An 18,972-nucleotide genomic window follows, 5' to 3' on the forward strand; every position below is an offset into this window, starting at 1 on the left:
CTGGCCGCGAGCCAGGTCGCCGCCGTGGCCACCGTCGGCGGGGACGTCGGCGGGCACGTGACGGATCGTAGTCAGGCCCGGTAGATGTCGGCGATCTCCGCCGCGTACGACTTGTGCACCACCTGCCGCTTGACCTTCAGCGACGGGGTCAGCTCGCCCGTTGCCTCGGTGAAGTCGCGGGGCAGGATCCGGAACACCTTGATCGCCTCGGCCTTGGAGACCGCCTGGTTCGCGGCGTCGACGGCACCCTGGATCTCGGCGCGCAGCCCGTCGTGGTCGCGCAGCTTCTCGACGGGGGTGTCCTCGGGCAGGCCGGCCGAGGCGAGCCAGCGCGGCAGCGCCTCCTCGTCGACGGTGACCAGCGCGGCGATGAACGGCGCCCGGTCGCCGACCACCACGCACTGGCTGATCAGGGGGTGGGCCCGGACCTGGTCCTCCAGCACGGCCGGGGCGACGTTCTTGCCGCCGGCCGTCACGATGATCTCCTTCTTCCGGCCGGTGATGCTCAGGAAGCCGTCGTCGTCGAGCTGGCCCAGGTCGCCGGTGCGGAACCAGCCGTCCGCGCTGAGCGCCTCGGCGGTGGCCTCCTCGTTGCGCCAGTAGCCCTTGAAGATCAGATCGCCGGCGATCAGGATCTCGCCGTCGTCGTCGATCCGGATGGTGACTCCCGGCAGCGGTCGGCCGACCGAGCCGATCCGGGTGGCGTCGGGCAGGTTCGCGGCGGCGGCGGGGGAGGTCTCGGTCAGGCCGTAGCCCTCGCACACGTTCACGCCGATGCCGCGGAAGAAGTGGCCGAGCCGCGCGCCGAGCGGGGCACCGCCCGAGATGGCGTCGCGGCACCGGCCGCCGAGCGCCGCCCGCAGCTTGCGGTAGACCAGCTTGTCGAAGAGCGCGTGCTGGACGCGCAGGGCCAGGCCGGGGCCGCCGGGGGTCTCCAGCGCCTCGCTGTACGCGATGGCGACCTGCTCCGCGCGGGCGAAGATCCTGCCCTTGCCGTCGGCCTCGGCCTTCTGCTTGGCCCCGTTGTAGACCTTCTCGAACACCCGGGGCACCGAGAGCACGAAGGTGGGACGGAACTCCTGCAACTCGCCGACCAGGTTCTTGGTGTCCGCGCAGTGCCGCATCGTGGCCCGCGCCTGCACCACGCCGATCTGGATGAGCCGGGCGAAGGCGTGCGCCAGCGGGAGGAAGAGCAGGGTCGAGGCGCCCGGCCGGAACAGGTTGGGCAGCACCGGCACGGCGTTGGCGATGTCGGCGTACATGTTCCGGTGGGTCAGCACGCAGCCCTTGGGGCGGCCGGTGGTGCCGCTGGTGTAGATGACGGTGGCGAGGTCGTCGGCGCGGACGGCGGCCCGCCGCCGGTCGATCTCCGTCGGGTCGACCGCCTCGCCGGCCCGGACCAGTTCGGCCACGGCGTCGAGGTCGATCTGCCAGACGTGCCGCAGTTCGGGCAGCCGGTCCTGGACGCCGGCGACCAGGGTGGCGTGCGCGCTGCTCTCCACCACGCAGGCCACCGCGCCGGAGTCGGACAGGATCCAGGCGGTCTGGTCGGCGCTGGAGGTCTCGTAGATCGGCACGGTGACCGCGCCGGCCGCCCAGATCGCGTAGTCCAGCAGCGTCCACTCGTAGCGGGTGCGGCTCATCAGGCCGACCCGGTCGCCGGGCTGGACGCCGGCGGCGACCAGGCCCCGGGCCGCGGCGACGACCTCGTCGCGGAACTGCCGGCAGGTGACGTCGGCCCAGGTTTCCCCCGCGCCGGTGGGGCGGACGAACTGGACCGCGTCCGGGGCGGCCTCGGCGTTGTCCCAGACCGGGTCGGTGAGGTTGGCCGCGTCGCCGATGGTGACGATCGGCGGGACGGAGAACTCGCGCACCTGCACTCCCTCGTGCTCACACTGGCCGGGCGGGCCGCCACCACGGGTCGGCTCCGTCGAAACCTACCCGCCTCGGCGGCCGGGGCGAAAAGGCAGGTCGCCCAGGCTGCCCGCCGGTCGCCGCCGGACGCTTCGATCCGGCGTGCCGGGGGCGGCGCGGCGTGGGCGCCGCCGGTGCCGGGTAGCCTCCCTGCATGGCGGACACCTCCACCCAGTCGATCGTCGTCGGCGCGTCACCGGAGCGGGTGGCGGCGGTCATCTGCGACTTCCCGAGCTACCCGGAGTGGACCGAGGCGATGCGGCGGGTCGAGGTGATCGAGGAGTACGAGGACGGCTACGCCAGCCAGGTCCGCTTCACGATCGACGCCGGTGTGCTGGCCGACGAGTACGTGCTGGCCTACGAGTACGCCGAGGACCTCTCCCGGATCGAGTGGCACCTGGTGGCGCCCTCGAAGATGCAGAAGTTCCAGCGCGGCTCGTACGACCTGGACGGCAACCAGGACGGCAGCACGACGGTGACCTACACCCTGGAGGTCGAGCTCTCCGTCGGGATGCTCGGCATGTTCCGCCGCAAGGCCGAAAAAATGATCATGGATACCGCGTTGAAGCAGCTCAAGCGCCGGGTAGAAGCATCCGGTGCGGCGCAGTGACGCGTCCCGCGGCAGGGTAGGGGAGCCGACCATGGGTGCAACGGATCCGGGTTCGGCCCGGGAAGAGGCCGAACGTCTGGTCGCCACGGCGCTGGCCGCCGCCCGGCTGGCCGCGGCCGGCTCGAAGGGCGGCCAGTGGGGTCCGCTCGGTGGGATCGTGTCGAGTGTCCTCGGTCACAGCGGCAGCCCGGGTGCGTCGGCCGGGCCGCCCGCGGGCGGTTTCGCCACCGGCGCGGCCGAATGCTGCGTCTGCCCGGTCTGCCGGGGCATCGCCGCCCTGCGCGATCCGAGTCCCGAGTTCGCCGAGCGCCTCGCCACCGGCGCGGGCGACCTGGCCGCCGGGGTGGCCAGCCTGCTGCGCGCGTTCACCCCGCCCGAGCCCTCCGCCGACGCCCCCGCCGGGCCGGCGGCCACCCCGGCTCCGGGTGGCGGGGACGACCACGTGTGGCGCGAGGCCACCCGTAGCGGGCATGATTCTCAGCCGGCACCGGAACGGGACGTCTGGTCCGCCGCCACGCGGGCGGAGGACGAGGCCGCCCCGGCCGCCGTACCGCCCGTCGACGTCGCCGGGCAGGCCGCCCCGGGGACCGTCCGGACGTCCACCGACGGGCCCGTGGTCCCCACGTCCCGGGCACCGGGGGACGAGGGCGGACAACCCCCGGGCGACGGGGCCTGACCAACGCACATCCCGACCACGCGCCGGTCGTCCGCCGGCGCCGGTGCGGGCAGCACAGCAGAGGGGAGTGGCGGCGGTGACGCTGACCATCGGAGTCGACGTCGGTGGCACGAAGGTGGCCGGTGGTGTCGTGGACGCCGCCGGCACGGTCCTCGTGCAGGCCCGACGGGACACCCCCGCCGACGACGTCGCCAAGACCCGCGACGTCATCATCGAACTGGTCCGCGAGCTGGCCTCCGGGCACGCGATCGAGGCGGTCGGCATCGGCGCGGCCGGCTGGATCGACGCCAGCCGCTCGACCGTGCTGTTCGCCCCGAACCTGGCCTGGCGGGACGAGCCGCTGCGCGACTACGTCAGCGCCGCCACCGGCCTGCCGGTGATCGTGGAGAACGACGGCAACGTGGCGGCCTGGGCGGAGTTCCGCTACGGCGCGGCCCGCGAGGCCGACGACTCGATGGTCATGTTCACCATCGGCACCGGCGTCGGCGGCGGCATCGTGCTCAGCGGGGAACTGCTGCGGGGCGCCAACGGCATCGCCGCCGAGCTGGGCCACATGCTGACGGTGCCGGACGGCCACCAGTGCGGCTGCGGCCGGCTCGGCTGCATCGAGCAGTACGCCAGCGGCAGCGCCCTGGTCCGGTTCGCCCGCGCCGCCGCCCGGCAGGAGCCGCACCGCGCCACCGGCCTGCTGGAACTGGCCGGCGGCGAGGCCGAGGCGGTCACCGGGCCCATGGTCACCGCCGCCGCGCAGGCCGGCGACCCGGTCTCCACCGAGGCGTTCGCGCAGGTCGGCCGGTGGCTCGGCACCAGCCTCGCCGACATGGCGCAGATCCTCGACCCGCAGGTGCTCGTCGTCGGCGGCGGGGTGATCGAGGCCGGGGACCTGCTGCTCGGGCCGACCCGCCGGTCGTTCGCCGACGCGCTCGCCCAGCGCAGCCGCCTCCCCGTCGCCGAGATCCGCCCGGCCGAGCTGGGCAACACCGCCGGCGTCATCGGCGCCGCCGACCTGGCCCGCCGGATCTGAGGCGGTGACCGTGACGCAGAGTTCGGGCGTGCCGCTGCGCGTCGTGTCGTACAACATCCACAGCCAGCGCGACGACACGGCCGCGCTGGCGGCGGTGGTCCGCGACGCCAGGCCGGACGTGGTGATCGTGCAGGAGGGCCCGCGCCGGTTCCGGTGGCGGCAGAAGTCGGCGGCGCTGGCGGAGTCCTTCGGCCTGGTGGTGGCCGCCGGCGGGCTGCCCGCGCTCGGCAACCTGCTGCTGACCAGCCTGCGGGTGCGGGTGGTGGCCGACCGCTGCCAGCGCTTCCCGCTCACCCCCGGCCGGCACCTGCGCGGCGCCGCGTACGCCGAGTGCGTGGTCGCCGGGGCGGCCCGGTTCACCCTGGCCGGGTCGCACCTGTCCACCGACCCGGCCGAGCGGCCCGCGCAGGCCGCGCTGTTCAAGCGCGAGCTGGACGCCGCCACCAGCCCGGTGGTCGCCGCGGCCGACCTGAACGAAGGGCCGGACGGGCCGGCCTGGGCCACTGTGGCGCGCGGGCTGTCCGACGCCGCCGTGGCGATGGACCGGGCCGACCGGCTCACCTACTCCTGCGCGGACCCCCGGCGGCGCATCGACGCCCTCTTCGTCGATCCGAGGATCACCGTGGTCGACTACGACGTGGTGGACACCCCGCAGACCCGCCGCGCCAGCGACCACTTCCCGGTCCTGGTCGACCTGCTGCTGCCGGCCGCCGACTGACCGTCCGTCGCGGCCGGGGCTGGACAACCCGCTCCGTTGTGGAGAGGATGCTGCGCGACCCGGCACTCGTGCCGCACAAAAGGAGATCCCGGTGTCCACCTCCACCGACCACGGCCGGCCCGACCCGGAGGCGAGCACTCTCGCCCTGACCCGCGACGGCCGGCCGGTCTCCGACCGGGGCGACACCGTCTGCGTCGTCGGCGCGGGGGCCAGCGGTCTGACGGCGATCAAGAACCTGAAGGAACACGGCTTCGGCGTCGACTGCTACGAGCGGGAGACCGGCGTCGGCGGCGCCTGGAACTGGCGGCACGACCGCAGCCCGGTGTACGCGAGCACGCACCTGATCTCGTCGCGGCCGTTCACCCAGTTCCCCGACTTCCCGATGCCGGACGACTGGCCGGACTACCCGCACCACAGCCGGCTGCTGTCGTACTTCGAGCGGTACGCCGACCACTTCGACCTGCGCGGGCACATCTGGTTCGGCACCGAGGTCGTCCGGGTGGAGCCCGTGGCCGGTGACCGCTGGGACGTGACCACCCGCAGCACCGGCGGCTACGGCCCGGAACGCACCTCCCGCTACGCGGCCGTGGTGATCGCCAACGGCCACAACTGGTCGCCGAAGCTGCCCCGCTACGAGGGGCTGGAGGAGTTCCGAGGCGAGGTCATGCACGCCTCGTCCTACAAGGACCCGGCGCAACTGCGCGGCAAGCGGGTGCTGGTGGTGGGCGCCGGCAACACCGGCTGCGACATCGCCGTCGAGGCCGCCCAGCAGGCGTCGCGCTGCTGGCACTCGACCCGCCGGGGCTACTGGTACGCCCCGAAGTACGTCCTCGGCCGCCCCGCCGACCAGGTCAACGACGCGCTGCTGGCGCTGCGCGTGCCACTGCGGGTGCGGCAGTGGCTCTACCACTGGACGCTGCGGCTGACCGTCGGCGACCTGACCCGGTTCGGCCTGCCGAAGCCCGACCACCGGGTCTACGAGACGCACCCGATCGCCAACAGCCAGCTCGTCTACTACGTGGGCCACGGCGGGATCGCGCCGGTGCCGGACGTCGTCCGCTTCCACCCGTACGCCGTCGAGCTCTCCGACGGCCGGGAGATCGACCCGGACCTGGTCGTCTTCGCCACCGGGTACCTGCCGCGCTTCGAGTTCCTCGACCCGAAGGTGCTCGGCGACGACGCGGGGGAGGGCCGCCCGAAGCTCTGGCTGAACGCCTTCGTCCCCGGTCGTCCCACGCTGGCCGTGGCCGGGCTGGTGCAGCCGGACTCGGGCATCTTCCCCCTGTCGCACTGGCAGTCGGTGCTCTTCGCCCGGCTGCTGCGGCTGCGCGTGACCCGCCCCGACCGGGCGGCGGCCTTCGCCGCCCGGGTGTCGGCGAAGGCGGGGGAGCGCTACGCCGGGCCCGTCAAGGACAGCAGCCGGCACTGGTTCGAGGTGGGCCACGCCGACTACCTGCGCGCGGTCCAACGTGCGCTCCACGACCTGGAGGAACAGTGAGTCAGGTGCGGATCATGCGCGGGCGGGAGTGGGCCCGCCCGGTCCGCCCGGTCCGGCGTGAGGTGCTCGGCGCGACCCCCGAGGTGGAACAGGGACGTCCGCCGCTGCTCTTCGTACCGGGCTTCGGGCACGGCGCCTGGGCGTTCGCCGAGCACTGGCTCGGCCACGCCGCGTCCCGGGGCTTCCCGGCGTACGCGCTGAGCCTGCGCGGGCACGGCGACAGCGGGCCGGCGCCGGAGGCGACGCTGCGGGCGTACGCCCACGACGTGACCCAGGTGGCGGCGGGCCTGCCGCGCCAGGCGGTGCTGGTGGGGCACGGCGCCGGGGCGCTCGTGGTGGCCCACGCGCTGGCCCGCTACCCGGCCCGGGCCGCGGTGCTGGTCGCGCCGGTGTTCGGCGGCTGGGCGACGTTCGGGGCGGCGCTGCGCCGCAATCCGGTCGGCACGCTGCCGGCGGTGTTCGGCGGGCCGCTGCGGCTGCACCGCCGGCAGCTGTTCAGCCGGGAGCTGCCCGAGGCGGAGGCCCGGGGCTACGCGGGCCGGCTGGGGCGGGCCGGCCGGCGCGCCCAGTGGCAGCTGCTGACCGGGCGGGCCGCCGAGCCGGCGGTGGGCGACCCGCCGGTGCTGGTGCTGGGCAGCCCCGACGACCGGATCGTGCCGTCGTCGGCGCTGACCCGGGCGGCCCGGCGGTACGGCTCAGCCCCGCTGCTCTTCCCCGGCATGGGGCACGACATGATGCTCGACGCCCGGTGGCGGGAGCCGGTCGACGCGATCCTGGACTGGCTGGAGAAGGACCCCGCGCCGACCGGCCGGCCCTGACGCCCCGGCCCGACCGGCCGAACGTGACCGACCAGCCGACCCTGACCGCCCCGGGCCGGGCCGGCGGCCTCAGCCGGCGGCGCCCAGTCGGGTCAGCAGCGAGCCGCTCTCGTCGAGGGCGGAGAGGTAGGAGCGGGCCCACGCGCGGATGTCGTGCCGGTGCAGGTGTGCCCGCATGGCCCGCATCCGCGCGCCGAGGTCGTCCGGGCCCGCCCGCAGCGCCGCGAGCAGCCCCTGCTTGAGCCCCTCCAGGTCGTGCGGGTTGACCAGGTACGCCTGCGGCAGCTCGGCGGCGGCGCCGGCGAACTCGCTGAGCAGCAGCGCGCCCGTGTCGTCCACCCGGGCGGCGACGTACTCCTTGGCGACGAGGTTCATCCCGTCGCGCAGCGGGGTCACCGCCATCACGTCGGCGACGCGGTAGAGCGCGGCCAGTTCGGCGCGGTCGAACGGCTGGGTCAGGTAGTGGATCGCCGGCTCGCCGACCCGGCCGAACTCCCCGTTGATCCGCCCGACCTCGCGCTCCACCCGTTCCCGGAGGATCTGGTACTGGCCGACCCGTTCCCGGCTGGGCACCGCCACCTGCACGAGCACGGTGTCGCGCACCTTGACGTGCCCGTGGGCGATCAGCTCGCTGTACGCCTTGAGCCGCTGCTCGATGCCCTTGGTGTAGTCCATCCGGTCGACGCTGAGGATCACCTGCTCGGGACTGCCGAGGTCGCGGCGCAGCCGGCTGGCCCGGTCGGCGACGTCGGGCCGGGCGGCCAGCGCGGCCATCTCGGCGGTGTCGATGGAGACCGGGAAGGCACCGATCCGGACCACCCGGTCGTCGACGGTGATCCGCCGGTCGGTGGCGGGGACGTCCAGCACCTTCGCCACCAGTTGGGCGAAGTTGTGCGCGGCTTGGGAGCGCTGGAAGCCGATCAGGTCGGCGCCGAGCATCCCGCGCAGCAACTCGGCCCGGCGCGGGAGCTGCATGAACAGCTCGGGCGGTGGGAACGGCACATGCAGGAAGAAGCCGATCCGCAGGTCCGGCCGCAGCTCCCGGAGCAGGCCGGGCACCAGTTGCAGGTGGTAGTCCTGCACCCAGACCACCGCGCCGGGCTCGGCCACGTCGGCCGTGGCCTTGGCGAACCGCTGGTTGACCCGTTGGTACGCCTCCCACCAGCTGCGGTGGTACTCCGGTTGTTCCACGGAGTCGTGGTAGAGCGGCCAGAGGGTGGCGTTGGCGAAGCCCTCGTAGTGGTCGCGCAGGTCGTCGGCGGTCAGCGCAACGGTGTGCATGCGGACGCCGTCCACGTCGGGCAGCGCCGGCGCCGGGCCGGTGCCGCCGGCCCACCCCACCCACGTCGCCGGAGTGTGTCGCAGGAGGGGATGGAGGGCGCTGACCAGGCCGCCGGGACTGCGGCGCCATTCGCAGGCACCGTCGGGCGCCACACTGTCGTCGATGGGCAGGCGGTTGGCCACCACCACGAGGGAACTCTGTCGCATCTCGGGCATTCCGATCAGCAGGGAGTGACCGCCGCAGCGGAGGAACAACCGGGCAGTCAGCGAGGGATGTGACGGACAGCGGTATTCCTACTGACAGTAAGTTACACCAGTGTTGCGCACCGGGCTCGGGGCGTCCGTCGTCCCGGGATGCGGGCAGGAGAGTCGGCGGACGGGTCGCCGGTCAGACCACCGCGCCGTCGTCCGGGTCGCGCTCGTCGTCGTCGCCACCGGGGCGCAGCCGCCAGATCAGCGAGACGAAGCCGGCCAGGATGCCGGTGAACCCGAACAGGTTGACCACCGACGGGTCGGCCACCGGGAAGAGCGACGGGAACAGGAAGAGCACGAAGCCGACCACGATGGCCAGCACCCCGACCACCGTGTACTTCGAGAAGCGCGGCAGGGGCGGGGGCGGCGGCGGGGTGTAGCGCTCGTCCTCCGCCTCGTCGTCGGGCAGGTCCGCGCCGAAGGTGTCCAGCCCGTCGAGCAGCGACGGCTCGTCCTGCCGGCCCCGCGACAGGGAGACGCCCGAGATGTCGGCCGCGTACGGCAACCGTCGCACGTCGGTGGCGGTCGGCCCGGCGGGCTCGTCGGGCGTGCCGAGCGTCACCGGGCCGCCGGCGGGCCCGGGCGGGTCGTCCACGTCCTCGGCGGCGGGCCACGGGTTGTCGCCACCGCGGGGGGCGGTGGTGTGGAAGCCGGCGACGATACGGGCCCACTCGGCCTCGATGTCCGGCTCGTCCTCGCGGGGCTTCTCGGGGGCCGTCTCGTCCGCGAGCTGGGTCAGGTAGTCCCGCGCGGTCGTCAGGTGCGACCGGTCGACGTAGAGCCGGTCGACGGGGCGGGGCGGGACGGTGGTGGTGCGGGTGACCGGGTTCAGGTCGGCCGAGGGCTGGAGGTAGGCGGCGATCCCACCGGCGGCCAGGACGTCGAGCAGGTGCTCACCGACGCGCGGATCCACGTCGCCGGCGATGGCGTACTCGCTCGCGTCGAGCCCGTTGTCCCGCCGTCCCCGGCGGGCCCCACCCGCTGACACCGGACATCCTCCTCATCACGCGCCCGCGGCGCGGCCGCCTGAGCCCCCTCGGCGCCGACCCGCACGCCGTGCCTTGAATCGTGACACGTCCGGACCCCGTTCCGGGAGTGCCTTGTGGCGCGGCGTACGAAGTCAGAGGCCCTGCCGCAGGTCGCGACCGGGGATTTATGTCCGTTCTTGCTGAATGTTTTTCAACGGAGCCCGCCTGCGGCGCCGTGCCGCCCGAGGGGCCGCCGGTGCCGGCGAGCGCGCCGACCGCCGGTCAGCCCGGGCCGGGCGGTGATCCCGGCCGCACCAGACCGCTCTCGTACGCCGCCACGACGAGCTGCGAGCGGTCCCGGGCGTGCAGCTTGGCCAGCAGCCGGCTCACGTACGTCCGGGCGGTCGCCGGGCTGATGTGCAGGACCGCGCCGATCTCGTCGTTCGACCGGCCGGCCGCGACCTCGGCCAGCACCTCCCGCTCCCGGGCGGTCAACGAGCCCAGCCGGGCCGGGTCCGGCTCCCGCCCGCCGGCGCGCACCGCCGCCATGACCCGCCGCGTCACCGCGGGGGAGAGCAGCGCCTCCCCGGCCCGGACGATCCGCACCGCTCCCCGCAGCTCGTCGGGGCCGGTGTCCTTGAGCAGGAAGCCGGACGCGCCGGCCCGGATCGCCTCGAAGACGTACTCGTCGGTGTCGAACGTGGTGAGCACGACGACCCGTACGCCGGTCAGCCGCTCGTCGGCGACGATCCGCCGGGTGGCCTCGATGCCGTCCGTGCCCGGCATCCGGACGTCCATCAGCAGGACGTCCGGCCGCTCGGTGACCGCCAGCCGGTACGCCGCGTCGCCGTCGCCCGCCTCGCCGACGACCTCGATGTCCGGCGCCCGGTTCAGCAGCGCGCGCAGCCCCGCGCGGACCAGGTGCTGGTCGTCGACGAGTCCCACCCGGATCACGTGGTCCCTCCCAGGGGTAGTTCGGCGCGTACCTCGAAGCCGCCGCCGGGTCGGTTGCCGGCGGTGACGGTGCCCCCGAGCAGGGCGGTGCGCTCCCGCATGCCGCCGAGCCCGTACCCGCGCGGGGTGTCCTGGCGCTGCCCACGGCCGTCGTCGCGGACGGCGACGGCGAGGGTGCCGTGGCCACGGACGACGTCGATCTCGACGGTGCTCGCGCCGGCGTGGCGCAGGGTGTTGGTCAGCGCCTCCTGGATCAGCCGGTGGGCGGTCGAGTCGACCGCGGCGGGCAGCCCGGTCAGCTCGCCCTGCCGGTGGACGGCGATCCGCAGCCCGGTGGCCCGCGCGCCGGCGGCCAGGGCGTCCAGCCCGGCCAGCCCCGCCACCGGTTGCCGGGGCTCGGCCACGGCCGGGTCGCGCAGGAGACCGAGGGTGGTGCGCAGCTCCCGGGCGACCTGGGTGGTGGCCGAGCGGACGTGCCCCAGGGCGGCACGGGCGGTTGCCGGGTCGTCGTCGAGGGCCTCGTCGGCCACGCCGGCGTGCAGCGAGATGACGGAGATGTGGTGGGCGATGACGTCGTGCAGGTCCCGGGCGATCCGGAGCCGTTCCTCCTCGACGCGGCGCGCCGCCTCCCGGGCGTGGTCGCGTTCCAGTTGCCGCAACCGCCACCGTTGCTCCCGGCGCCGCAGCCGCCGGGACCGGACCCCGTCGCCGAGGGCGACCGCGGCGGCCATGATGGCGACGCTGGAGGCCAGCTCGAAGCCGATGAGGTACGCGACGCTCGCGCCGTCCGCCGTGCGGAAAGCGGTGGAGACGACGAGCAGGCCGAGCCCCACGAGCACCGCCCAGCGCAGTTGCCCGGCCTCGGCCGCCGAGTAGAGCGCCGCGGCGAGGGGGAGGGCCAGCCCGACCGGCGGGTAGCCGGCCACGTAGTAGGCGACCAGGCCGGCGGCGCTCACCACCAGCACGGTGGTCGGCGCGCGGCGGCGCAGGAGCACGAGCGCGCCGAGCCCGACGGCGAACAGGTAGGCGGGGACGTCGCGGCCCCGGTCGCCGCCCAGGTTCGCGGTGATCGCCGCCGCCACGACGGCCGAGACGGCGACGCCGATGAGCAGGTCCAGCACGGCGGCCCGGGGCAGCCGGACCAGCCTGCCCGCTCCCCGCCGCACCCCGGCCACCCGCACACCACGAGCGTAGGTGCCGCAGGTCCTCCCGCGGGGCCGACGGGTGTCCCGACCGACCGTCGCCCCGCGCCGTATCCGCGACGGGCGGCGGTACGTCGACAGGCGACACCGCCCGCCCGCCGGCTGCCCGCCGCCCGGCTGCGGCTGTCCGGAATGGACGCTCCGCGCCACGCGGGCCGGATCACGTTGTGGCGGCACGCATCGGGTTCGTAGGCTCATGCCCACGACGACCCGTGGCGACGCGGCGGCCTCGCGACCACCTCTGGAAAGGACGCCGGTGCTGTACTGGCTGATGAAGTACGTGCTCCTCGGCCCGCTGCTGAGGCTGGTCTTCCGCCCGCAGGTCGAGGGGCTGCACCACGTGCCCGACACCGGGCCGGTGATCCTCGCCAGCAACCACCTGTCGTTCTCCGACTCGATCTTCACGCCGCTGGTCGTGAGGCGGCGGGTGACGTTCATCGCCAAGGCCGAGTACTTCACCGGCAAGGGCGTCAAGGGCTGGCTGACGAAGATGTTCTTCGTCGGCTCCGGCACCATCCCGGTCGACCGCTCGGGCGGCCGGGCGGCCAGGGCGGCCCTGGACACCCAGCTGCGGGTACTGCGCGCCGGTGGCATCGCCGGCATCTATCCCGAGGGCACCCGCTCGCCGGACGGCCGGCTCTACCGGGGCAAGACCGGCGTGGCCCGGCTGGCCCTGGAGAGCGGCGCCCTGGTCATCCCGACGGCGATGCTCAACGCCGACGAGATCCAGCCGCCCGGCAAGCTGATCCCCAAGATCGCCCGGGTGCGGATCCGGTTCGGCCCGCCGCTGGACTTCTCGCGCTACGCCAGGATGGCCGGTGACCGGTACGTCGAGCGCGCGGTGACCGACGAGATCATGTACGAGCTGATGGAGCTCTCCGGCCGCGAGTACGTCGACATGTACGCCCAGAAGGCCAAGAGCCCGCCCGCCGGCCCGGTCCCCCGCGAGCCGGTCCCCGCCTGACGGGCCGCCCGCCCGCGTCGCCCGGTCAGCAGGCCAGGGCGGTGTCGGCGGCGGTCGTCGGGGGGCGGGCCAGGTCCAGCAGGACGGGGGCGTGGTTGCGCAGCGCGAAGGCGCGCAGCTCGGCCAGCTCCGGGCGGCCCGCCGTCGACTCGCCGGCCCGCTCCAGCTCCACCGTCGCGAAGGTCAACGCCAGCATCCGGTCCGTCACGTCCGGGATACCGGCGTAGATCTCGGCGCCGGCCAGGTGCAGCTCGGCGGCCCGCCGGTGGTCGCCGTCAGCGGCGGCCAGCGCACCGGCCACCGTCCGGCGCGCCGCCTCGGACCAGGGTGTGCGGTGACCCACCCGGTCCAGCATCGCGCGTACCCGTGCCGCCGCTTCCCGCCCGGCGAGGCTGGCCGCGTACCCGGCCGCCGGGATCCACTCGCCGCTGGCGATGGCGGGCACCACCGACCAGGAGTCGGCCAGCTCGTCGATCAGCGCCGTCGCCTCCTGCCGGCGTCCCTGCAGGGCCCGGCAGAGCGCGCCCATCCCCAGCATCGTCCAGTGCGGCCGGTGGAAACCGCTGCGCCGGGCGGCGTCGAGCGCGGCCGCCACGTCGTCGCTGAACGTGGCGGCGGCGTCGTCGTCCGAGTGGGAGCGCGCCTGCGGCACCCGCTCGCCGCGCAGTACCAGCAGGCAGGAGCGCAGGCCGCGGACCTGCATGTCCCAGCTGCCAGTCGGGGTGTCCACGAAGGCCTCGGCGGCGGCCAGCAGCCGGTCGAAGTCGCCCTCGAACCAGGCGCGCATCGCCTCGGCCGAGTAGCTCGTGGTCAGCGTCTGCCCGCTGGCCTTGCGGGTCGGCGACGAGGAGAGCAGGGCATCCGAGCGCAGCCAGTCGCCCTCCTCGCAGACGGCGTAGGCGAGGTTCTGCATGGCCCGGGGCAGGGCGATCAGCTGGTTGGCGCGGCTGAGCTCGACGATCGCGTGCAGGTCGTCCAGGCCGGACCGGTCACCCGCCTGGTAGCGGGCGATTGCCGAGGTGATCCGGGCGTTGGTGCGGGTCTCGGTCAGCCTCAGCCGCTCACCGATCTCCGCCGCCCGGTCGGCTGCGGCGACCGCCGGATCACGCTCATAGTTGAGCATGTGCAGCCGGCCCAGTTCGGCGTAGGCGTCCGCCTTCTGCGGGCTGTCCGGCAGCGGGTCGAAGAGCTCGACGGCCCGGTCCAGGCAGGCGAGCGCGGCGGCCCGGTCGGCGCGCAGCCACGCGGCCTGACCGAGCAGCGTCCAGGCGCGCGCCGCGCAGGCGTCGTCGTCGTGCGCCAGCAGCCGGTCGGCGAGCGCCTGCACCTGCTCGGGCCCGCCGCCGGAGAGGAAGACGTTGCCGTCGCGGTAGAAGGAGATCTCGGTGCTGAGCAGCTCGAGCTGGAGCCGGTCGAGCGGGTCGGAGTCGTCGGCCAGCCCGAGCGCCCGGCCCGCGTGGCTCGCCGCGACGTCGAGACTGTGTAGCGCGTACGCCCGGCGGGCCGCCCGGTGCAGCGCGGCCCGGGCGGGGCCGGCGAACCGGGCCATCTCCATGCCCAGCGACCGGGCGATCTCGTGGGCCGCCCACCGGTGGTGGGCCAGCACCTCCGCCAGGTCGGTGTCCCGGCTCTGCGAGAGCATGTCCAGCCACTGCGCCGTCCGCTCGTGCCGCGCCACCCGCTCGGTGCGGGGCAGCCGCTGGTAGCAGACGTCGCGCACCAGCACGTGCCGGAACCGGTACTCGGGCTGCCCGGCCATCGTGGAGGCGGCCTGCTCGTGCACGAAGTCCCGCTGCTCCAGCCGGCGCAGCGCGCGCTCCACCGACTCGACGGGCTGCCCGAGCGCGGCGGCCACGGCCCCCGGCCAGAACTGCACGCCGACCACGGCGGCGGCCAGCAGCACCGTGCGCTCCTTGGCGTCGAGCAGGTCGATGCGGTTGGCGATGACGGCGTGCACGCTCTCCGGCATCGGCAGGTCGAGGTGCTTCTCCATCGACCAGCCCCGCACGGACTGGCGCAGCGCGCCCTGCTCGATCAGCATCCGGACGTACTCGTGGGCGTAGAGCGGGTTGCCGCCGGCCACCTCGATCAGCGGGCTGAGCATGTCGGCGGAGAAGGCCGCCCGGCCGAACATGTGGGCGTAGAGCGCGGCGATGCCCGTGTCCCGCAGCGGGGGCAGGGTGATGGTCACCGAGCCGGTGATCGTCCCCGCCCAGCTCGGGTCCCGGTCGACGAGTTCCGGCCGGGCGGTGCAGAGCAGCAGCAGCGGGACGTCCCGGGCGGCGGTGCCGAGCAGCTCCACGAAGCGCAGCATCGCGTCGTCGGCCCAGTGCAGGTCCTCGAAGACCAGCACGGTCGGCCGTCGGGCGGCCAGGGCGAGCAGGAAACGCCGCCACGCCGACCCGGTCTCCTCGGCCGGCAGCGCGGTCCCCGGCAGCCCGACGAGGGGCCGCAGGGCGTCGACGAGGCGCTGCCGCTCGCCCGGGCCGACCAGCTCGCCGACGGCCGAGGCGAGCCGCTGGGCGGCGCTCGACGCCGGGTCGGTGTCCAGGATGCCGGCCTCGGACTTGACGATGTCGGCCAGCGCCGCGAACGTCACGTTCTCGCCGAACGGCGGGCACCGCCCGATCCGCCAGGTCAGCGGCTCGTCGACCAGCTGATCCACGTGCCGGTACAGCTCCCGGACCAGCCGGCTCTTGCCCAGCCCGGCCCGGCCGAAGACGGTCACCACCTGCGGGCGGCGGTCGCGCAGCGACCGGTGCAGGGCGTTGACCAGCATCCCCAGCTCGTGTTCGCGGTCGATCAGCGGCGTGACGTCCGGCTGCCGGTCCGTCGGCTGCCGGCGGACCGGGGACAGGGCCAGCCACACCTCGGTCGTCGTGGAGCGCCCGCGCAGGGTGACCGGCGGCTGCTCCGAGTAGCGGATCGCGTCCCGGGTGAGGGCGTGCGTCACGCCGCAGACCAGCACCCCGCCCGGCGGCGCGACCGACTGCATCCGGGAGGCCGTGTTGACCACGTCGCCGGCCACGATCGCCTGGCCGCCGTCGCGGGCGGCGGCGACGTCGACCAGCGCCTCGCCGGTGGCCACCCCGACCCGGAAGCGCAGCGCGTCGGCGCCGGTGGGGGCGAAGCGGGTCAGCACCCGTTGCAGCTCCAGCCCGGCCCGCACGCAGCGCAGCGCGTCGGTCTCGGTCGCCACGGGCGCGCCGAACAGGGCCATCACCGCGTCGCCGATGTACTTCTCGACCACCCCGCCGTACTGCCCCACGACGCGACGGGCGGCCGAGAAGAACCCGGTCTGCATGCCGCGGACCAGCTCCGGGTCGGCCCGCTCGACGTACGGGGTGAAGTCGATCAGGTCGACGAAGAGCACGCTGACCCGGCGGCGGTCCTCCTGCGGGGCCGGCTGTCGCTCGCTGCCCGGCCGGGCGGCGCCGCAGGAGGTGCAGAACGCCACGTCCTGGGCGAGCGGGCGCAGGCAGTGCGGACAGACCGCGCCCAGCTCGTTGCCGCAGCCGCCGCAGAAGCGGTCGCCCGCGGCGGCCGTGCGTCCACAGCGGTCACACTGCGTGGCGATGACGCCCTCCACTCGCGATCCCGCCGGCGCCGTGATCGGCACCGTTCCGGTGTCAGTATCGCCGTCCGCCCAGCTGTCGGGTACCGGGCTGTTGGCTTGTGGACAGTCCACCGGGCGGCCCTACGGTTACAGTCAGGCGGCTGAATGTCGACCATTGACCACAGGGGGATTCCCGATGGTGTACGTGATGTTGCAGAGCGACTGGACCGACGGCAGCGGGGTCAGCCACCTCGCGGGCGACTCCGTCGACGTGGACGCCGCCACGCTGGCCGCGCTCCAGGCGCAGGGGATCGTCAGCGAGCAGTCCGGTGGCGGCAAGGACGGCACGGAGTGGGTCGGGCCGGGCAGCACCAACTGGGTCGGGCCGGGCAGCAACACTCCCTGACACCCCGCACGAAAGGGCCGGAGCGGCTGCTCCGGCCCTTTTTCGCGTACGCCTCAGCGCTCGCTCATGCCGGCGCGGCGGCGCAGCGCCGCGACGTCGGTGACCACGATGCGCCGGCCCTCGGTGCGCAGCCAACCCCGGTTGGCGAACGACCCGATCGCCTGGTTGACGCTCTGTCGCGAGCCGCCGGCCATCTCCGCGAGCTGGCTCTGGTTGAGCTCGATGGTGATCATCGGGGCCTGACTCTCGCCGGCCAGCCGCACCAGGGTCTTGGCCACCCGGCCGGGCAGGTCCAGGAAGACGTGGTCGGCGTTCTGCTCGGTCAGCCGGCGGATCAGCCCGCCGAGCGAGCGCATCACCGCGTCGAGGATGCGCGGGTTGGAGTGCACCAGCTCCATGAACGCGCCCCGGGACAGCGCGAGCGCGGCGCAGTCCTCGATCGCCTCGGCCGAGGCGGAGCGGGTGGAGGCGTCGAGCAGGGAGACTTCGCCCAGCACGTCGGGCGGACGGATGACGTGCAGCACCGCGCGCTCGCCGGTCGGCGCGGTGCGGAAGACCGCGACCGCGCCCCGACGCAGGACGATGAGGGACTCGCCGGGGTCGTTCTCGACGAAGAGCAGTTGGCCCTTGCGGTACGTGCGGGGGACCGCCGCGGCGATCACCCGCTGCCGGACCTCCGGCTCCAGCCCGGCGAACATCTCCACACCCGTGAGCGCGTCACCAGGCTCCGGCAGGCGCATCTCCACGGTCCAACCCCTCCCCGGTCAAGGACCACAACTCGCTCACCGGGTGAACCTGAAGGCCCTCGACGAGGTGAACTGACACCGGTTCGGCGTCCGGTAGCGGTACACATCAGATCATGACGGTCCGGTCGCTTGCTGTACACCCCTCAAATCACTTCCGTGACACTCCCGAGCTGCGGCGATCGGCGTGACGGGCGGCGTCCGGCCGCCCCGGTGGCCCGGCGGCGACGGGCGTGGGCGAGGATGACCGGTGATGGTCTACCGCTATTTCTACGACTGCGAGTTCATCGAGGACGGCCGGCTCGTCGACCTCGTGTCGATCGGCGTCGTCGACGAGTACGGCCGTGAGTTCTACGCCGTCTCGACCGAGTTCGACGACTCGCGGGCCGTGCCCTGGGTGCGCCGCAACGTGCTCGACAAGCTGCCCTCCCCGGCGAACCGCGCCTGGCGTTCCCGGGAGCGCATCCGCGACGAGCTGTACGACTTCCTCGTCGAGCCGGTCCGCGACCGCCCGGGCGAGCAGTTGGAGCTCTGGGCCTGGTACGCCGCGTACGACCACGTCGCCCTGGCCCAGCTGTGGGGCGCCATGCCGGCGCTGCCCCGGGAGATCCCCCGGTTCACCAAGGACCTGCGCCAGCTCTGGGACGACCGGGGCCGGCCGCCGCTGCCGGACGCCGACGCGGCGCGGCACGACGCGTTGGTCGATGCCCGGCACAACCTGGCCCGGTGGCGGGCGATGACCGGTTCGTAGGTTTGGTCGGTTCTGTCCCGGGCACCGGTGCGACGTCGAGCCGATGTGAGGGAGAGTCCCAATGAGCAACGAACCGACCAACGCCGCCGAGGCCCGGCGCCGGGTGACCGAGCTGGTCCGCGAGGCCCGCATCTGCATGCTGACCACGATCGCCGTGGACGGCCGGATGGTGAGCCGTCCGATGGGGTTGCAGGAGGCGGAGTTCGACGGCGACCTGTGGTTCTTCGCGTACGCCGACTCCGCCAAGGTCCGGCAGGTCCGCGTGAACCCCGAGGTCAACGTCTCCTTCTCCGACTCCCGGCGCAACTCCTGGGTGTCGGTCGCGGGCACGGCCCGGGAGGAGTACGACCGGGCGAAGGCCGAAGAGCTGTGGAACCCGGTGCTCAAGGCCTGGTTCCCGGACGGGCTGGAGACCCCCGGACTCACCCTGCTCAGGGTGCACGCCGGATCGGCGGAGTACTGGGACTCTCCGTCGAGCACCGTGGTGAACCTGTTCGGCTACGCGAAGGCGGCGGTGACCGGCAAGCCGCCGGAGGTGGGGGAGAACCACGAGGTCAGCTACTGACCGGTAGGCCGTCCGCCGGTGAGACCGGCCCGGGGCGCGGTGTCGGCGTACGCCCGCGGCGACTACAGTGCG

At 74.2% G+C, this 18,972-nt stretch carries 17 protein-coding genes; 10 read left to right on the forward strand and 7 right to left on the reverse strand.

Annotated features, from left to right (window positions below):
• Positions 1 to 71 precede the first annotated feature (71 nt).
• A complete protein-coding gene (locus F6X68_RS13065; RefSeq protein WP_151454531.1) occupies positions 72 to 1,874 on the reverse strand; it encodes a long-chain fatty acid--CoA ligase in 1,803 nt (600 codons plus the stop codon).
• A gap of 194 nt (positions 1,875 to 2,068) precedes the next feature.
• Here F6X68_RS13065 and F6X68_RS13070 point away from each other — a divergent pair, with 194 nt between their 5' ends.
• The 6 genes from F6X68_RS13070 to F6X68_RS13095 all read left to right on the forward strand — a co-directional run bounded on the left by F6X68_RS13070 (position 2,069) and on the right by F6X68_RS13095 (position 7,258).
• Positions 2,069 to 2,524 (forward strand): SRPBCC family protein, encoded by a 456-nt coding sequence (locus F6X68_RS13070; protein WP_151454532.1) that lies wholly within the window; start codon positions 2,069 to 2,071, stop codon positions 2,522 to 2,524.
• A 31-nt stretch (positions 2,525 to 2,555) separates the two neighbouring features.
• Positions 2,556 to 3,200, forward strand: coding sequence for a hypothetical protein (locus F6X68_RS13075; RefSeq protein WP_151454533.1), 645 nt, complete (start codon positions 2,556 to 2,558; stop codon positions 3,198 to 3,200).
• 76 nt (positions 3,201 to 3,276) lie between these two features.
• On the forward strand, positions 3,277 to 4,224 hold the full coding sequence (locus tag F6X68_RS13080) for an ROK family glucokinase (RefSeq protein WP_151454534.1): 948 nt from the start codon (positions 3,277 to 3,279) through the stop codon (positions 4,222 to 4,224).
• Between the two features lie 10 nt (positions 4,225 to 4,234).
• Positions 4,235 to 4,942 carry an endonuclease/exonuclease/phosphatase family protein gene (locus F6X68_RS13085; protein ID WP_151454535.1) on the forward strand — a complete coding sequence of 236 codons (708 nt, stop codon included), beginning with the start codon at positions 4,235 to 4,237 and terminating at the stop codon, positions 4,940 to 4,942.
• A 91-nt stretch (positions 4,943 to 5,033) separates the two neighbouring features.
• Positions 5,034 to 6,440: an NAD(P)/FAD-dependent oxidoreductase gene (locus tag F6X68_RS13090; RefSeq protein WP_151454536.1), complete on the forward strand. Its 1,407-nt coding sequence runs from the start codon at positions 5,034 to 5,036 to the stop codon at positions 6,438 to 6,440.
• 14 nt (positions 6,441 to 6,454) lie between these two features.
• Entirely contained in the window at positions 6,455 to 7,258 is an 804-nt protein-coding gene (locus tag F6X68_RS13095; RefSeq protein WP_151454554.1) for an alpha/beta hydrolase, read from the forward strand.
• Positions 7,259 to 7,327: 69 nt separating this feature from the next.
• Here F6X68_RS13095 and F6X68_RS13100 read toward each other — a convergent pair whose 3' ends face one another.
• The 4 genes from F6X68_RS13100 to F6X68_RS13115 form a co-directional block, all read right to left on the reverse strand.
• Positions 7,328 to 8,746: a trehalose-6-phosphate synthase gene (locus F6X68_RS13100; protein WP_151454537.1), complete on the reverse strand. Its 1,419-nt coding sequence runs from the start codon at positions 8,744 to 8,746 to the stop codon at positions 7,328 to 7,330.
• A 181-nt stretch (positions 8,747 to 8,927) separates the two neighbouring features.
• Complete coding sequence (locus tag F6X68_RS13105; protein WP_151454538.1) at positions 8,928 to 9,779, reverse strand: DUF308 domain-containing protein; 852 nt, start codon at positions 9,777 to 9,779, stop codon at positions 8,928 to 8,930.
• A gap of 262 nt (positions 9,780 to 10,041) precedes the next feature.
• Positions 10,042 to 10,713 (reverse strand): response regulator transcription factor, encoded by a 672-nt coding sequence (locus F6X68_RS13110; RefSeq protein WP_151454539.1) that lies wholly within the window; start codon positions 10,711 to 10,713, stop codon positions 10,042 to 10,044.
• Positions 10,710 to 11,894, reverse strand: a complete 1,185-nt coding sequence (locus tag F6X68_RS13115) for a sensor histidine kinase (RefSeq protein WP_225852180.1) — start codon at positions 11,892 to 11,894, stop codon at positions 10,710 to 10,712. Before F6X68_RS13115 ends, F6X68_RS13110 begins: the two co-directional genes overlap by 4 nt.
• Positions 11,895 to 12,171: 277 nt before the next feature.
• On the opposite strand from F6X68_RS13115, the gene F6X68_RS13120 reads away from it, so the two are divergent.
• Positions 12,172 to 12,879 (forward strand): 1-acyl-sn-glycerol-3-phosphate acyltransferase, encoded by a 708-nt coding sequence (locus F6X68_RS13120; protein ID WP_151454541.1) that lies wholly within the window; start codon positions 12,172 to 12,174, stop codon positions 12,877 to 12,879.
• A 25-nt stretch (positions 12,880 to 12,904) separates the two neighbouring features.
• Here the strand turns inward: F6X68_RS13120 and F6X68_RS13125 are convergent, their stop codons facing one another.
• Entirely contained in the window at positions 12,905 to 16,468 is a 3,564-nt protein-coding gene (locus F6X68_RS13125; protein ID WP_192581387.1) for an adenylate/guanylate cyclase domain-containing protein, read from the reverse strand.
• A 163-nt stretch (positions 16,469 to 16,631) separates the two neighbouring features.
• Here F6X68_RS13125 and F6X68_RS13130 point away from each other — a divergent pair, with 163 nt between their 5' ends.
• Positions 16,632 to 16,841 carry a hypothetical protein gene (locus F6X68_RS13130; RefSeq protein ID WP_091629607.1) on the forward strand — a complete coding sequence of 70 codons (210 nt, stop codon included), beginning with the start codon at positions 16,632 to 16,634 and terminating at the stop codon, positions 16,839 to 16,841.
• A gap of 53 nt (positions 16,842 to 16,894) precedes the next feature.
• Here the strand turns inward: F6X68_RS13130 and F6X68_RS13135 are convergent, their stop codons facing one another.
• The gene (locus F6X68_RS13135) at positions 16,895 to 17,587 is read right to left on the reverse strand and encodes a Crp/Fnr family transcriptional regulator (protein ID WP_151454542.1); all 693 of its coding nucleotides are present in this window, start codon (positions 17,585 to 17,587) and stop codon (positions 16,895 to 16,897) included.
• Positions 17,588 to 17,837: 250 nt separating this feature from the next.
• Between F6X68_RS13135 and F6X68_RS13140 the strand changes: the two genes are divergently transcribed.
• Together F6X68_RS13140 and F6X68_RS13145 are read left to right on the forward strand one after the other, a co-directional pair.
• Positions 17,838 to 18,335 (forward strand): polyadenylate-specific 3'-exoribonuclease AS, encoded by a 498-nt coding sequence (locus tag F6X68_RS13140; RefSeq protein WP_089003323.1) that lies wholly within the window; start codon positions 17,838 to 17,840, stop codon positions 18,333 to 18,335.
• A gap of 61 nt (positions 18,336 to 18,396) precedes the next feature.
• Entirely contained in the window at positions 18,397 to 18,900 is a 504-nt protein-coding gene (locus F6X68_RS13145) for a pyridoxamine 5'-phosphate oxidase family protein (RefSeq protein WP_151454543.1), read from the forward strand.
• Positions 18,901 to 18,972 lie beyond the last annotated feature (72 nt).

The organism is Micromonospora sp. AMSO12t (assembly GCF_008806585.1).
Classification (GTDB): domain Bacteria; phylum Actinomycetota; class Actinomycetes; order Mycobacteriales; family Micromonosporaceae; genus Micromonospora; species Micromonospora reichwaldensis.